14 protein-coding genes are annotated in these 16,063 nt (G+C 50.9%); 7 read left to right on the forward strand and 7 right to left on the reverse strand.

Going from position 1 to position 16,063, the window contains the following annotated elements; genetic code table 11:
• Positions 1-280: 280 nt before the first annotated feature.
• Positions 281-1,228: a ribosome biogenesis GTPase YlqF gene (ylqF, locus tag L6J37_RS12925; protein ID WP_237795383.1), complete on the reverse strand. Its 948-nt coding sequence runs from the start codon at positions 1,226-1,228 to the stop codon at positions 281-283.
• Between the two features lie 428 nt (positions 1,229-1,656).
• Between ylqF and L6J37_RS12930 the strand changes: the two genes are divergently transcribed.
• The 5 genes from L6J37_RS12930 (at position 1,657) to secF (ending at position 6,827) form a co-directional block, all read left to right on the forward strand.
• Positions 1,657-2,856: a cation:proton antiporter gene (locus L6J37_RS12930; protein WP_237795384.1), complete on the forward strand. Its 1,200-nt coding sequence runs from the start codon at positions 1,657-1,659 to the stop codon at positions 2,854-2,856.
• Between the two features lie 94 nt (positions 2,857-2,950).
• Entirely contained in the window at positions 2,951-3,388 is a 438-nt protein-coding gene (locus tag L6J37_RS12935; protein WP_192016840.1) for a potassium channel family protein, read from the forward strand.
• Between the two features lie 134 nt (positions 3,389-3,522).
• The gene (locus tag L6J37_RS12940) at positions 3,523-3,990 is read left to right on the forward strand and encodes a hypothetical protein (RefSeq protein ID WP_218385366.1); all 468 of its coding nucleotides are present in this window, start codon (positions 3,523-3,525) and stop codon (positions 3,988-3,990) included.
• 72 nt (positions 3,991-4,062) lie between these two features.
• Positions 4,063-5,910: a protein translocase subunit SecD gene (gene secD / locus L6J37_RS12945; RefSeq protein ID WP_237795386.1), complete on the forward strand. Its 1,848-nt coding sequence runs from the start codon at positions 4,063-4,065 to the stop codon at positions 5,908-5,910.
• 2 nt (positions 5,911-5,912) lie between these two features.
• Positions 5,913-6,827 (forward strand): protein translocase subunit SecF, encoded by a 915-nt coding sequence (gene secF / locus L6J37_RS12950; RefSeq protein WP_192016843.1) that lies wholly within the window; start codon positions 5,913-5,915, stop codon positions 6,825-6,827.
• A gap of 127 nt (positions 6,828-6,954) precedes the next feature.
• Here secF and L6J37_RS12955 read toward each other — a convergent pair whose 3' ends face one another.
• From L6J37_RS12955 to L6J37_RS12970, 4 genes are read right to left on the reverse strand one after another with little or no spacing between them, the layout of a single operon-like run.
• Positions 6,955-8,337, reverse strand: a complete 1,383-nt coding sequence (locus tag L6J37_RS12955; RefSeq protein WP_237795388.1) for an ABC transporter ATP-binding protein — start codon at positions 8,335-8,337, stop codon at positions 6,955-6,957.
• Positions 8,334-9,131, reverse strand: a complete 798-nt coding sequence (locus tag L6J37_RS12960) for an ABC transporter permease (protein WP_192016845.1) — start codon at positions 9,129-9,131, stop codon at positions 8,334-8,336. Before L6J37_RS12960 ends, L6J37_RS12955 begins: the two co-directional genes overlap by 4 nt.
• Positions 9,128-10,081, reverse strand: coding sequence for an ABC transporter permease (locus L6J37_RS12965; protein ID WP_192016846.1), 954 nt, complete (start codon positions 10,079-10,081; stop codon positions 9,128-9,130). The genes L6J37_RS12960 and L6J37_RS12965 overlap by 4 nt, the downstream gene beginning before the upstream one ends.
• Entirely contained in the window at positions 10,074-11,603 is a 1,530-nt protein-coding gene (locus L6J37_RS12970; RefSeq protein WP_237795391.1) for an ABC transporter substrate-binding protein, read from the reverse strand. Before L6J37_RS12970 ends, L6J37_RS12965 begins: the two co-directional genes overlap by 8 nt.
• 289 nt (positions 11,604-11,892) lie before the next feature.
• Here L6J37_RS12970 and L6J37_RS12975 point away from each other — a divergent pair, with 289 nt between their 5' ends.
• Positions 11,893-12,120 carry a hypothetical protein gene (locus tag L6J37_RS12975; RefSeq protein ID WP_192016848.1) on the forward strand — a complete coding sequence of 76 codons (228 nt, stop codon included), beginning with the start codon at positions 11,893-11,895 and terminating at the stop codon, positions 12,118-12,120.
• Positions 12,121-12,224: 104 nt separating this feature from the next.
• Here L6J37_RS12975 and L6J37_RS12980 read toward each other — a convergent pair whose 3' ends face one another.
• Positions 12,225-12,767: a hypothetical protein gene (locus L6J37_RS12980; protein ID WP_218385379.1), complete on the reverse strand. Its 543-nt coding sequence runs from the start codon at positions 12,765-12,767 to the stop codon at positions 12,225-12,227.
• Between the two features lie 170 nt (positions 12,768-12,937).
• Positions 12,938-13,915 (reverse strand): GlxA family transcriptional regulator, encoded by a 978-nt coding sequence (locus L6J37_RS12985; RefSeq protein ID WP_192016850.1) that lies wholly within the window; start codon positions 13,913-13,915, stop codon positions 12,938-12,940.
• A gap of 210 nt (positions 13,916-14,125) precedes the next feature.
• Between L6J37_RS12985 and L6J37_RS12990 the strand changes: the two genes are divergently transcribed.
• Positions 14,126-15,970, forward strand: a complete 1,845-nt coding sequence (locus L6J37_RS12990) for a beta-ketoacyl synthase (protein WP_192016851.1) — start codon at positions 14,126-14,128, stop codon at positions 15,968-15,970.
• Positions 15,971-16,063 lie beyond the last annotated feature (93 nt).

The raw sequence follows: 16,063 nt of genomic DNA on the forward strand, positions 1-16,063 counted from the left end.
CAAAGATTCACTTATTCAGTGCAAATTTTTATGGTTGTTTTTGGTTAGTAAGCGGAAGGGATTATAATAATCTATTTAAAATCAATGAATTAAAAAGTTGGCACGATGTATGCTTTCTTATGATCAGGCTGTGGTGGTGAAAACTTGTAATCTTGCAGGTCATTGATTACAAGCGATCTCCATGCCACTGCAGACTACTGAGTGTAGGTACATTTTGTCGATGATTGACTGTGGTGCTGTTCCGCGTAGCGGGGGAACAGCACCTTTTTTTATGCGGCGTTTATCGCTTGTTTCTCAGATAGCGTTTGCGTCTTTCTTCTTTGTTCTTGGCTTTATCGGCCGCTTTACGTTCATTATCCAGAGCGACATCAATCAACTCCTGAGTGATCATTTCAGGCCGTTCCATGGTGATTTGTCCCAGTGTGCCATTGCGCAGCTCATTGATCAGAATCTCGGACGCTTTGTGTAAATCTACTTTGCCGCCTGAACGCAAGCAGCCACGTTTACGGCCAATGGCCTCCATCAGCTCAATTTCAGATTCCGGTAATTCATCTTCCAGCTCGTAACGCTTCTGCAAAAGGCTCGGGTAGGCGTCTTTTAAATATTCCACCGTAAAGAAAGCCACATCAATATAGTCCATGGCGGTATCTTTTACGGCACCGGTAGCGGCCAGACGGAAACCACTGTGCGGGTTTTCTACTTTCGGCCACAAAATACCCGGAGTGTCAGACAGCACAATGCCGTTTTGCAGATTAATGCGCTGTTGCTGACGGGTAACGGCTGGCTGGTTTCCTGTAATGGCAACCGATCGGCCTGCGAGGGTATTGATGATGGTCGATTTGCCGACATTGGGAATACCCATGATCATGGTGCGAATGTTTTTGCCCATTTCTTCACGGTTGGGCGCCAGTTTCCGGCACAACTCCAGAATCTTGTTTACTTCATTCTGGTTTTCTGTGGTGATCGCCATAGCTTTCACATTGTGCTCTTTCTCCAGGTGTGCAATCCACAGCTCTGTCATTTCCGGATCGGCAAGATCGCGTTTGTTCAGCACCTTAATAACCGGTTTATCGCCGCGCAAAGATGCAATCAGCGGGTTTTCGCTGCTGAAGGGGATGCGGGCATCAAGCACTTCAATAATGACGTCGACTTTTGGAATGGCTTCTTCAATTTCTTTACGGGCTTTGTGCATATGGCCCGGAAACCATTGGATAGTTGTGCTAGACATTTGAAAAATAAACCTTTTACTTGTAATGGTAGTGCTTTGAGTTTGAAAGCGCTTTTCAATATCGGGTAAGGCACACCTCAAAAAACTGATGTTTCTGATGATGGTTCACCTGCTCAGAAAACAACCCTCAAAGTCACAATGAATTGCAGTGATCTTAACACTATAACGACTGGACGTGGTAGGTGGATGGCGCGAGTGGTTTGTCTGATGTCAATGATTCAATTGATCTCATGGCTGCGAATCTTTAGTGAATTGAAACGAAACAGCCTTGGGAAATCTTATCGTTCTGTTGAGTTATTGTCGAATAGCTGCCATACCATATTAAGGCTGAATGACAGGCAGTGCGCAATACTGAATGCTGCAACTCTGGTTACAATTTAACTCAAACCTGTTCGCGTGTGCCTTCATGCAATAGAAGGGGAGGATGAATGCAACACCATGAATTGCTTATTTTCTTTGCGTTATTACTGTTTGCATTTGGCTTATTTTCAAAGCTGGCGGAACGCAATTGGCTGACCGGTCCCATGGTATTCATGAGTATCGGTATTCTTGCAAGCCCATTGGCATTGAACCTCTTTAGCGTGGCACCAGAGCTGGAAGCGGTCACACTGATTGCTGAACTTGCACTGACAATTGTACTGTTCACTGATGCATCACTCATTGATTTGAAAACGCTTTCGCATTCATCGTCCAGAGTTCCCGCGCGTTTACTTCTGATTGGATTACCTCTGACGATGCTATTTGGCACGGTACTCGGTGTGTGGATGTTTGACGGCAACAATATCTGGGCAATCACACTGATGGCGCTGATTTTGTCACCTACTGATGCGGCTTTGGGACAGGCTGTGGTTAAAAGTAAAGAAGTGCCGAATCACGTCAGACAGTCAATCAGTGTGGAAAGTGGACTCAATGATGGTATCGCGTTACCGCCGATACTGTTTTGTCTGGCTATCCTGAGCGCAGAAGCAAAAGGCGAAGGATCGGAGTGGTTACATTTTCTGTTCATGCAAGTGACTCTGGGTCCTGTTGTGGGTCTGGCCGTCGGTTATCTTGGCGCGAAGCTGATAGAGCATGCAGCTCGTCATGACTGGATGGATGAAGGCTTTTTACGTTTGTCGGCATTACCTATGGCTATTCTGGCGTACGCATTTGCTGAGAGCACCGGTGGGAACGGCTTTATTGCTGCATTTTGCGGGGGAGTCGGGCTGCGTCTTGGCACAATTTCTGTTGAAATCCGGCATCAGATGCAGGAATTTGCAGAAACCGAAGGTTTGCAGCTTGTCCTGGTGATATTTCTGATCTTTGGTTTGGCAATGGTGCCTGATGCCGTTTCTTACTGGGGGTGGACAGAGCTTGTGTATGCACTGGCTAGCCTGACTGTTTTACGCATGCTTCCTGTTGCGGTTTCTCTGCTTGGGGCAAAGCTTGACTGGCCGTCTATCTGGTTTATTGGCTGGTTTGGCCCAAGAGGAATTGCGTCGGTGCTGTATGTGCTAATGGCTCTGGCTGCGATTGGTTTCAACGGGTATGAGCAGATCATGTCAGTGATCGTGTTGACGGTGACTATCAGCGTTTATGTACACGGACTCAGCGCTGTGCCGCTGAGTAAGCGGTTTGGCAGCAGGTGAAGTTGATTGCTTTCCGATATCGTAAAGTGATCAGCGTTTTCTGTATCGTTAGCACAGGTGTAACTGACGGGGGCCCATCAGATGGAGGGATAGCATGTTGATCAACATTATTCTGGGTATCAGTGTCATGCTTCTCTGCCTGATGTTCCAGAGTTTACTGCTGGTTGTGTCGTTATCTTTTTATGTCAGTCATCATGTCTGGGTAGAGAGCCCGCGGTTGGGGTCGCGTTTGCTCTTGCTGATGAGTGTGATGACGCTTTTGCTCATTGGCAACCTCGTACAGATTGGGGTCTGGGCCTGGCTGTTTTACGGATTAGATGAGTTCACTGATTTTGCGACGGCTTATTATTTTTCTTGTGTGAACTTCGCCACCTTGGGATATGGCGATATTGTGATGTCCGACCGCTGGCGCTTATTAGGGCCGATTGAATCGTTAAACGGGATTGTCATGGTGGGTGTCTCCACCTCGACTCTGTTATGGGCGCTACAGGACACACTGCGAATCATGAATCAGGAAAAGCGAACAGACTGAGTGGACGGTGAAAACTTAGCAGCGTGACCAGAATGCTGAACCAGTTATCGAACTAACCCGTGTTGCCAACATTTTACTTGAGCGCCGTCACACTCGGGATTATAGTGCGGTGTTGATTATTGAGTTGGCATTTTATGTCCTGGCATATTATTCGCGTGTTCTGGTTATCGTTTTTTGCGCTGTTCTTCTCTGCGCAGGCGATGTCTTGCCTGGATGGTCAAGACACTGAAGCGACGGCTAAGCGCTTAGTCGTTGCAGAATCCCGTCTGATCGATGCCATTCTCAGCGAACCGACTTCCCGTCAAAACAAATCCTCTGATTCAGCACCGGCAACTCAATCACAGCATTCTGGCTCTGCGGTCGCCATTCTTCATTCTGTCCGCTGGCACATCTCGCAGCGATACAATGTTCATGACGGTGACTCGGATCGTCTTGATCTGGCTCCGCCTTGGTATCAGGTCAGCGACGCCCGTCTGTTGCAGCGTTTAGCTCAGTCACCCAGATACCTGGCTTATCAGGATTTTCGCCCTTCTTATCGTCTTTCCGGCTGGAAAGAAACCAACGCCATGTATGTGGCACTGAACAGCCATTACTTCAGCTGATAGTCCCTTTCAAATTAGTGACATCGTCACATTTCTTGTTTTTTAACTCGGCACATTGCTGAGGGGATATTGATGAAGAAAAATCATACCAGAGCATCAGTACGGGTGCTGAATCATTACGCTGCCTGGAAATATGTGGTGCTGGCGGTAACCGTTGTGATGCTGACATTCAGTGCCATTCCGACCTGGTACGGCGAGCAGCCGTCTATTCAGATCCAGTCGGCCAGCGCCGGAAGTGAGCTGAATCATGTAGCCAGCGTGAACCGATACCTGAAACAGCAGGGCATTGAGGCACAGGAAATTAAACAGCAAAACAATCAGATGGTCATCGTTTTTGATAACGAATCTGATCAGTCTAAGGCACGTGAAGCGCTGGATAAGCGGGTGAAAGAAGGTGATAACATCACCTATTCATACGTCTCCGTGGCACCTGAGTGGTTCGGAAAAATGGGCTTCAGCCCGATTCAGCTGGGTCTGGACTTACGCGGTGGCGTGCAGTTCCTGCTTAATGTCGACCTTGATACTGCGTTTCAGGAACAGCGCGCTGCGATAATGGATGATGTGACAGAGATGCTGCGCAGTGAGCATCTGCGCGGGGTACGCATCAAACAGCACGATACGGATGGTTTCAGCGTTGAGACCAAAGCAGAGACAACAGACGCCACGGTGCTGAACCAGATCAGCCAGTATGTGAAAAAGCATTATCCGGGCTGGGATGTCAAACGGGGTTCAGACAGCCTGACCGTAATGCCGACCAAACAAAACAAGCTTGATTTCCAGTCGGCGACGCTGCAGCAGAACCTGAAGATCATGCGCGATCGTATTGAAGAGCTGGGCATTACCGAAGCACTGGTTCAGCGTCAGGGCGAGCACAGTATTCGCATTGAGCTGCCTGGTGTGCAAGACCCGTCACAGGCTAAAAATGTTATTGGTGCCACCGCCAGTCTGGCATTTTATGAAGTGAAATCGGATTTCGAAGCAGGTTCCGGTGATGTGATCAGACTGAAAGATAACAGTGGCCGCACTGTGATTCTGAATAAACGTCCGGTACTGAGTGGCGAACATATTGTGAATGCGCGGGCAGGTATGGATCAGGTAGGGTTCTCGGAAGTGAATATTTCGCTTGATCATGCCGGCGGCAAGATCATGAGCGATTTCTCGGGCAAACATATCGGCAAGCCGATGGCGACCGTCTACCGTGAATACAAAACCAATGCCAGGGGTGATACCTCGCGCAGCGAGCGCGTTATCAGTGTTGCTACCATTCAGTCGCAGTTGGGTAACCAGTTCCGTATTACCGGAGCGGGTTCCCCGGATGAAGCGCAGCAACTTGCTTTGCTGTTACGTGCTGGATCGCTGACGGCGCCGGTGACTATCGTCGAAGAACGCACTATAGGCGCATCGCTGGGTGCGGAAAATATAGAAAACGGCTTTTCCGCACTGGCACTGGGTATGGCGCTGACGCTGACCTTCATGGCCTTGTGGTATCGCCGGCTTGGCTGGGTGGCCAATGTCGCGCTGATGGCAAACATGATGTGTCTGCTGGGCCTCATTGCATTGCTGCCGGGTGCTGTGCTGACTCTGCCGGGGATCGCCGGACTGGTGCTGACGGTGGGCATGGCGGTGGATACTAACGTGCTGATCTTCGAGAGAATCAAAGACAAACTGGCAGAAGGCCGAAGCTTAGCACAGGCCATAGACCAGGGGTTTAGCAGTGCATTCAGTACGATACTGGATGCCAACATCACGACTATGATTACCGCACTGATTCTGTACTCCATCGGAAACGGGCCTATTCAGGGCTTTGCTTTGACATTAGGGCTGGGACTGCTGACCAGCATGTTTACCGGCGTGTTTGCTTCACGGGCATTGATTAATCTGATTTGGGGCCGCGACAATCGTCGTGATGTGAGGGTGTAAAGATGGCTGGTTATTTGAAATCCCGGATTCGGAATATCCGTTACATCACCAGTATTGTGTCTATCGCGCTGATGGTGATTTCGCTGGCAGCTTTTGCCATCAGAGGTTTGAACATGGGGCTGGATTTTACCGGCGGCATGGTGACCGAGACGGCGATCAGCCGATCGGTCACCAGCCATCAATTGCTGGATGTGCTGAAACCGGCGCTGGGTGATTCCACCTCAGTGACAAAGTCCGGGGCTGACGGGCGCTGGGTAATTCGCTACGCATTGCCAGAACAAGGGGGAGAAGCAGGACAGACAGTCCCCGATGTTGAGCAGTTGCTGCATCAGGTGTCCGGCCAGGTGGAGATCATCAGCAACAGCATGGTGGGATCTCAGGTCGGACAGGATCTGGTTGAGCAGGGAGGATTAGCACTGCTGGTGTGCATCCTGTGTATTTTGGGTTACCTCTGTTTCCGTTTTGAGTGGCGGCTGGCCAGCGGGGCGTTGCTGGCGCTGATGCACGACGTCGTCCTGGTGTTGGGCTTTTTTGCGCTGACCCAGATGGAATTTAACCTCACGGTATTTGCTGCAGTGCTGGCAATTCTGGGTTATTCGCTTAATGATTCGATCATTATTGCAGACCGGATTCGCGAGATGCTGGTGGCGAAACAGCAAACGCCGACGCCGGATATCAATGATCAGGCGGTGATTGCGACGTTTTCACGTACCATGGTGACCTCAGGAACCACGCTGATCACCGTTGCCGCGCTCTGGTTAATGGGCGGGGCACCCTTGGAAGGTTTCGCGACCGCAATGTTTATCGGTATTATTTCCGGTACATGGTCATCGATTTCGATTGGGACTGTTTTGCCTGAATGGTTAAAACTGGAGCCAAAACATTATCTCCCGGCTGAGGTCGATTCGGCGCCTTAGTTTGCTGTTGCTAAGAGAGGTCAGCACACGCTGACCTCTCTTTTTTTGCTTTACTGTTAAAATCAGGTGTGCCCTTGTCATTGCCAGATTTCAACACCTGTCTCAATCTTCCTGAGTCGGTTTATTTCTACAACGCAATGATCTTGTGGCAGGTTTTCTCCAGCGCTATTTTGTCATGGCTGATAAGCACTAAAGCACAACCCACCTCCTGAGTCAGTTCCACAATCAGCTGGAGCGTACTGGCCGCCGTAATAGGGTCGAGACGCGATGTCGGCTCATCGGCGATCAGTAGCTTAGGTTTCATCAGCAATGCCCGCAGAATGGCAAAGCGCTGCAGTTCACCACCAGAGACCTGAGTTGCTTTACGGCTCAGCAGATCGTCTGAAAGTGCCAGTCGCTGCATCAGCGGCTGAATATTGCGGGTATCCAATTGATGGTGACGGCACAAATCATTGAGCAGAGTTTGCAGCGTGGCGCTTTTGGCAAGCGCGCTGGGGGGATCCTGATACAATTTCAGTGCATCACCTGTTCTGAGCTGCTGTTTATTGATAATGCGCCCCGTCGAGGGGCTCTGTAAACCCAGTATCAGATCCGCGAGTGTTGATTTACCACAGCCACTGTCGCCGCTGATGCCGAGAATCTCACCTTCTGCCAGGGTAAAACTCAGATCGCGGAACAGGGTTTTATCACCAAATTGCATGGTAAGCGATTCGGCTTCTATCAGCGGTTGGTCTGTGTCCGGCAGTCTTGCCTGCGGCCAGAAACGGGGATCGGCGGCAATCAATGCTTTGGCGTACGCCGATTCCGGCTGCTGCAGGAGGCGTTCTGCCGGACCGCGCTCCTGAATCACACCTTTTCTCATCACTATGATTTCCCCACCTAAGCGCTGGGCGACTTCAATATCGTGGGTAATGGTCAGAACGGCGCCTCGTTGTTTGTGGCTGACGAGTTGCCCGATGATCTGATCTTTGCGGCTGGCATCCAGCCCTTTGGTTGGCTCATCGGCGATCAGCAGCTCACCGCCTGCCTGCGTTGCACACAGGTACGCCACCCGTTGCGCCATGCCCCCGGAGAGCTGGTGCGGGTACTTCGCCATGTCCTGATCCAGCTCCACGCTGGTGAACGCGCGCTCGGTCTGTGATTGTGCCTGCGCTGGGTCATTATTGACTATCTCATGCACTTCACGGACCTGTTCACCCACGGCCATCAGCGGGCTCAGTGCATACCAGGGCTCTTGCGGCAGTACCGAGAGTTTTTTTCCCCACAGCTTCTGCCGCTCGGACAGGCTCAAATTCTGCTGGGCCTGTCCGAACAGACTGATACGCCCTTGCATCGACAGTGTGCCGGGCAGGGTGCCGATAATGGCATTGGCTAACAGGCTTTTTCCTGAGCCGGTTTCACCGAGAATAGTGACGGCTTCACCTTGTCGCAATGCGAAGGAAAGCGGATTGACCAGCATTTGCTGCTGTGCCTGTACCGAGAGGTGTTCGACATTTAATAGTATGCTCATGACTGCTTACCTTGTGCCAGCAGGTGGAAACTCATCACCAATAAAAAGACCACTGCGATGGGTTGCATCAGCACCCAGGGGGCCTGCTGGTAATAGCGGAACAATTCCACCATCATCAGGCCCAGCTCGGCTTCGGGCGGCTTGAGTCCGACATAGAGAAAACCGATGGAGGCCAGTGCCAGAATGGCATTGCCGGCGCCAAAACAACCCAGAGTGAACAGATCTGTTTTCAGCTCTGGCCAGAGATGGCGCTTGAACTGGTACCACACGCCGAAACCATAAAGGCGGGATGCCTCGATCTCCGCAGAGCGCAGCAGCACCAGTGTACGGCTGCGAACGACCCGGAAATATTCAACCCAAAGCATCAGTGAAATCGCCAGATACAGGATCATAAAGGAGCCCGGCACCATAGCGCCAAACAGCAGCACCAGAATCAAACCCGGCAACGACAGCAAGATGTTCACCAGCCAGGACAGGGTTTTATCCCACCAGCCGCCTTTCCATGCTGCGATGATGCCAGTCAGCAGGCCGAGCGCCGCAGAAGTCGCCACACTTACCAGTGCCATCAGCAAAGATGTTGTGATGGCGCTGCCAAGGCGGGCAAAGTTACTGCGCCCGTAATGGTCGCGGCCCAGCGGTTCCTGCCAGCTCGGCGCAGCAAAAACCTGAGACAGCGATTGCTGCGCCGGATCGCCACGGAAAACCAGTGTTTCGATTGCGGTGAACAGTATCAGTGCGGCAAGTACAGAGAGACCCAGCCACTGACTGCGGGATAGCGATGTGAATACTGTCATGCCATCACCTGCTGCTTAGCCAGCCGTTGACGCGGATCAAGCAGGTACTGTGAGATATCTACCAGTGTATTGATGGCAACAAACAGCAGGCCCATCAGCAGGGCGGCACCCTGGATCACAGGAATATCGCGACGAAAAATCGCGTGAGATAAAGCATGGCCGATACCGGGCCAGGAGAACAGCGATTCAATCATCACAATACCTTCCACCAGGCTGACAGCCTGAATGCCAACGAAAGCCATTACAGGCAGCGCAATATTCAGCTGACCGTGGCGGGTAAAAGCCTGTTCGTGGCTCAGCCCTTTCAGTCTGGCAAACTGAAAGTAGGGAGCGTTCAGCACCTGATGTGTTGAGTTGCGGATCATGCGGCTCGACATGGCCGCCATACTGAGTGCCAGTGCAAGTGCGGGCAACACCAGATATTCCGGACTGCCGAAACCAGCTACAGGGAATAGGTTGAAATGTAACGCGAATACCAGAACGAGCAGCAAGCCAATCAGAAATACCGGCTGGGCTTTAATGATAATGGCGCTGAACAGTGCAACATGGTCGCTCCACTGATTGACGCGGCGCCCGCAATACAGACCGACCGGAATCGCAATGAGCAGCGACAAACCAGTGGCTGCTGCCGCCAGCAGTAATGAGTGACCTAACTGATGAGACAGCGCCTGTACCACAGGTTCGCCGCTGACCAGAGAGTTACCCAGATTAAAGTGCAGCAGATCCCACAACCAGTTGAAATATAACTCAATGCCGGAGCGATCCAGCCCCAGCTCAGTCTGAACGGCTTGTGCTGCTTCGGCATCGACGTAGTCGTAGCCATAGCGTCCTGCTGCAATACGATAAGCGATGTCACCCGGAATCAGACGCATCAGCACAAAGGTCAGTGTGCCGACAGACCAGGCGACAAACAGTGCCTGGCAGACACGAGAAAACAGAATCTTAATCATTGAACTGCATCTCCGACACCCGGTAATTGATTTCAAACGGGTCGAATGAGAAGTCACTGATCTTGTCGTTTACCGCAACAATCTGACGGTAATAGGTTACCGGAATCAGCGGCATTTCATCGGCTAGTAAGCGGGCAGCCTGCCGGGCTAGCTGGCGATATTTAACTGAATCTGGCTCAGCAGCCAGCTGCGCAAGCAGGTGACTGAAGGTTGGCGAAGACCAGTGCATCGGTCCCCAGTCTGAGCCTTTTTCAGTAGCGAAGTCATTCATCAGCAGAGGCAATGGGTCTGCCAGGGTACCGAAGTTACGTGCGATCAATGCCATTTCCAGACTGTTATCATGATGCTTGGCCGGGATCGCGCTGGAGTTATCAATAGAAATCTGAACATCAATACCCAGCTCACGCCATTGTGCCTGGAGCGCGGTACTGATCAATGGCAGTTCCGGGCGGTCGGAGTATGTGACAAGCTGAATACGGAAAACCTTGCCGTCTCTTTCCAGCAGACCCTGATCGTTGGCATGCCAGCCTTGTTCCGCGAGCAGGTCTCTGGCCCGTTCAAGGTTGCGCTTAGCCGTGGCTTGCTGATCGATATGCCAGGCCCCTAATGCCGGAGAAAATAGCTGATAGGCTTCCGAGCCCGGTAAACGCAGCACCGATTGCGCAATCCCTTCCCGGTCCAGCGCCAGACTCAATGCCTGACGCACCGATTTGTGGTTGAGAAACGGATGTGCATTGTTGAGTTTTACCAGCACAGTACGCGGCATGGACTCCACATGCAGCTGCAGATTGTTGGCGGCTTTCAGACTCTCAATACTGATAGGGTCCAGCGTGTAAACCAGATCCATCTGACCACTTTGCGCCAATAATGCCCGGCTTTCAGGGCGGTGGCCTGCCAAATACTCAACGGTTTCAATGTGTGCTTTTTGGCCCCAGTAGTCGGAAAAGCGGCTGGCCTTAGCTTTGTGTGGCGGCTGCAGCTCTTCGATTTGATACGGGCCTGTGCCCTGAAGTGCCACTATCTTACCGCTATCGCTGAAAGAACCGGGGATCACGATAGCGGTAGAGTAGTGCGCCAGAACAGAAGGCAGAGCGCGGAATGGGCGGTCCAGCGTGATTATCACCTGATTATCTCTGGCCTGAATCGACCGTATAGGCACCTGGCGAATAACACCCGGCTTACGAAGCGCCTGATTGAGTGACTGAGCTGCAGCTTCGGCCGTCAGCAGGCTGCCATTGTGGAATTTGACTTCGGGTCGGATGCTGAATATCCAGTTCAGGCCGTCTGCACTTTGCTGCCAGCTGTCTGCCAGCAGCGGATAGAGTTCTGCCTGTCCATTGATGCCGACAAGTGATTCCACCACTTGCAGGCGGGAAAACAGATATCCGTCTTTCGACATATCCTGGCTGTTAAATTCAAACGGGCCGGAAATGGCCAGAGTCTGGTGGGCCGGCGAAGATGGTTTCCAAAATATGAGGATGCCAGCCGCCACCACTAAGGTGAGCAATAAGATTTTTTTCATGTCCCTTCAAATTGTTTTGTTATAACATAACAATATTCCAGCATGAGAAAGGTTTTCATGTCCAGTAGAATTTTTATGGAGCATAAGAAAAGTGAATGATCTCGAAGACTAATGGCTGAAACCAGGTAATGCAGGCATGTATATCTGAAGCGGCTTCTCGTGTTCGTGGTAAGCGAAAAAATGCTAACAACTCATAGTCTGTTCAAGCTGCATTCAACTTTGTTGTGCGAGGCTGAGTGTTCGGATGCAGGTATTGTCCTGTTTCCTGTACCTGATAATGAGGTGACAGATGAAAAATATCCTTACTGGTGTGATCGCACTGGTTGTAGGTTTCTTTGCGCTGACCTTTGCGGCAGTCATGGGACTGACGATGGCATTGATTGCATTTATTGCTCAGCCATTCCTCAAGCGCAAGCTAGCGAAAGAATTTGCCACTTTCAATGCGGCGCAAGCTGATAATACGTCGCCAAAAGGGCGCGTTATTGAAGGTGAGTACGAGCCGGTTCAAAGCCGATAAGGTTCACACATGCCAGACATCGAACGCCAGCACACAGTGCTGGCGTTCGCTATTTCAGTGGTTGTGGTTTTAACTGCTGAGACGACACCTTGCGGCTTTTCTGCTTATTTTGTGACTTGGTTTCTCAGGCAATCAAGAAAATCATCCAGATGCCCTTCCTCCAGATAGAATCGATAGTGCTTGTTGGCACTACGAAACTCAAAGCGACCTTCATCTTCTGCGATTAGCCTGACTAATAGGTCAAAAGCTTGTCGCGGGCTAGTGCTGCCTAATCTGACCAAATGGGAAATACTGTAACTGCGGGAAGAGTCTGACAGGTTCAGATTGCCGTAATACTTTTTCCAGTCTGCGGTAAAAATCTCAACTGGCTGACCGGTACGAAAATAACTGAAGTTTTCGAAGCCAAGCGGATAAGAGATATCAGCTTTCAGGGCGACATACCGCCGGTTAAAGCCATTATCCGCGACGAGCGCAATCTGAAAATCAGGTTCAATATTGTTGTACTGATTCTTGGCCAGATGGTAAAGGTCTAGCCGGCAGGAACGGCTATCCAGTTTTGTGGTACTGGTCGGCAGAGGTTTTGGTGGAGCACTGGCAGCAGAGTACGCTATGAACAGTATGAAAAACAATTGGATATGACCATACATCACTTGATTTTCCAGTTCATCGAGACAGGCATTACCCAGTTCAACTCGAGATCTTATTGAATTGTTCGTTACTAATAGCATAGCGACTGGGTGACTATCAGTGTGACCGGGATGCGGGCTAAACCATTGATCCGGCAATTAAGTGATGCGGAATCTCATAAGTGAGTAATTCAGGCTTGGTATATCTTCGCTTTGACCATATGGCGGTACTGAGACGGGCTCAGCGTAAACTGTTGCTGGAAACGGGTACTGAAATGATGGGCGTCACGGTAACCGACCTGTTCTGCGACATCCTGAACAGATAACCCAAAGTCCCGCAACAGGATTTGTGCCGCTTCCATGCGCAAAGACTGCAAATATTCATGCGGAGTCTGGCCGACCTGGGTTTTGAACCGGCGTTGAAAAGTCCGTAATGGCAAGCCGCACTGTTCTGCAACGTCTTTTGCTGTGATGGGGCGGGATAAGTTGCGTTTGAGCCAGTCCTGCGCCAATGCGATGGACTCATCAAACTGAACTTCTCCGCCTATCTGATAGAAGGGCTGCTGATCAGACTGAGAAATTTCATGCCCGAAATGCGTTTCGACTGTTTTCGCCACACTTTGGCCAAAATGCTCACGTATCAGGTACAGGATCAGCTCTGATTGCGAGTTGATACTGACGGTACAGTACAAACCATTCGCAACAGTAATGGACGCCTGGCGGTTCAGAACAACTGCCGGGTAACGTGCGGCAAACTTATCGTAATAGTACCAATGCGTGGTTGCTACTTGCTGATCGAGCAGTCCGGTTTCGGCCAGCCAGCAGACGCCTGTACCTGTGGCGATAATTTTGGCGCCCTGCTGATATTGGTGAGTCAGCCATGACACCAGTTCCGGGCATTGCTTCAGCGCGGAGATCGGGTTGCCCCAGATGGGCGGCAAAATCACAAAATCGAATTGTCCTGATTCTTTCAGGGTCAGATCCGGTTGTAACCGCAGGCCGGATTTGACCGCTGGCGGTGAAAGACTCTCTGCAACAACCGAAATTGAAACGGGTTTTGACCTCTGATCCTGTTTGGGCCTCAGGCTGGCAGCACTGCTCAGCATCTCTGCAGCAAGAGAAATACCTGTGATTAACGCACGCGGATAAAGGACAAAGGCAATCTTCATAGTCAGCACTCTGTTTTAAACGTAATGGAGACAGAAACGGGGTGATTTTTTCTGAACCTGAGCTGAAGCTGGTTACTCATGCCGACACAAATTCGTCTTCTTGATCTGGTTTGGCGTTTATGTCAGTAATTATGGCGTAAAAGCCAGGTGAAATACCAGTGGAACTTGGTAATCTGATAGACAAATAAATCATGAAGCAAGAAGCATACAATGAAATTACCTCTGATTGTCGGAATGGGCGGTATCAATGCCGCAGGTCGTAGTTCAGGTTTTCACAGTTATAAACGTATGCTGGCAGACATGCTGCCGGCCAGCGATATGCATTCAACCTGGCAAGATCTGGCGCACCGAATGGGCCTGGCAGACGGTGACGTCACTGACACTGTGATTGAAGCGATCAAGGACGGCACCTTAATCCGCCGTATTGAAACCTTCGATCCTGATCGCGTACTGCAGCAATATAAAACAGCGATTTCAGGCGGTAATGAACAGATCTGTTTCACATTGCGTAAATCAAAGCTACCTGCGCATGTACCGGAGAACTGGCGCCTGGAAGAAGAGGGCAGCAAAGTCCATATTACGGTAACCGGTGAGCTGGATGCACTGCTGGCCGATTATGTCACTTTTCCTGTCAGCAGTGGCGGCAACATTCCCCGTGGCTTTGAACCGGGTAAGTTATATAACTCACGGTTTCATCCGCGCGGACTGCAACTGACCATTTATGGCGCCTCAGATGCGCTCAATTCCCTGGGTGTTGACTGGTCGGAAATACTGACCCATATCCGCCCTGACGAGGTTGCTGTGTATGCCGGTAGTGCGCTGGCGCAGATTGATGATCAATCCATAGCTGGTATGGTTGCCGCACCGCTTACCGGCGGGCGGGTCAGCTCGAAAATGATGGCTTTATCGCTGGCTGAAATGCCGGCCGATTTCATCAACGGCTATGTGATTAACAGCGTTGGGACAACGGGCACCAACATGGGGGCCTGTGCAACCTTCCTGTACAATTTGCGTCAAGGCATGCAAGACATTCAAAGTGGTGCGGCCAAAGTGGCGATTGTCGGAAACGCTGAAGCGCCTGTGGTCTCTGAAATCATGGAAGGTTTTCGTGTGATGGGTGCGTTAGCTGAAGACGCACAAATCTGCGCGCTGGATGACAGTGACACCGTAGATAACCGCCGTGCCTGTCGTCCGTTTTCTGATAATGCCGGATTTACCATGGCAGAATCAGCCCAGTTTGTCGTGCTGATGGAAGAAGAGCTGGCCTTGAAGCTGGGGGCAAATATCTATGGTTCTGCTGCCGATGTATTTATCAATGCTGACGGCAATAAGAAATCTATCTCAGCACCGGGGGTAGGCAACTATGTCACTGTTGCGAAGGCTGCGGCACTGGCGAAGGCCATTCTCGGCCCGGACGGTGTGAAGAAAACCTTTGTCCAGGCCCATGGTACAGGCACACCGCAAAACCGAGTTACGGAAAGCCACATACTCAACGAGGTGGCAAAGACCTTTGGCATTGAAAACTGGCCGGTGACGGCGATTAAATCTTATGTTGGTCATTCTATGAGTGCGGCAGCCGGCGATCAGCTGATGGCTTCTCTGGGGGTCTGGCAGTACGGCTGGATTCCGGGGATTAAAACGATTGATCATATTGCCGATGATGTGCATCAGTCCAATCTGAATATTTTGATGGATCATTACTTTGCCGGCACAGCGGGTGATGACATGCAGGGCGTGATCATTAATGCCAAAGGTTTTGGTGGCAACAATGCATCAGCGCTGGTGCTATCGCCACAGAAAACCCTGGCGATGCTGCAAAAGAAATACGGGCAGCTTGCTATCGCTGAATATCTTGCGCGTAATGTTAAGGTGCGTGGTGTCACCGCGGCGCATGATCAGCAAGCTTGTCAGGGACAGGAAGAAATCCGCTATGACTTTGGTGAGTCTGTGATGGATGAAACCTCGGTGACAATGACACAGGACAGCCTGACTCTGTCGGCCTTTGATGAAGCCATTGCATTGCCAACGGCAAATCCGTACGCCGATTACGAATAACTGATTTGTTGTCTTCAACAAAACAACGGGCAGCTTAAAGCTGCCCGTTGTTTTTATTGCACTGGCAAACGATCACTTGTTGCCGTGGTGACG

It is taken from the genome of Photobacterium sp. WH77, assembly GCF_022014395.1.
Lineage (GTDB): Bacteria > Pseudomonadota > Gammaproteobacteria > Enterobacterales > Vibrionaceae > Photobacterium > Photobacterium arenosum.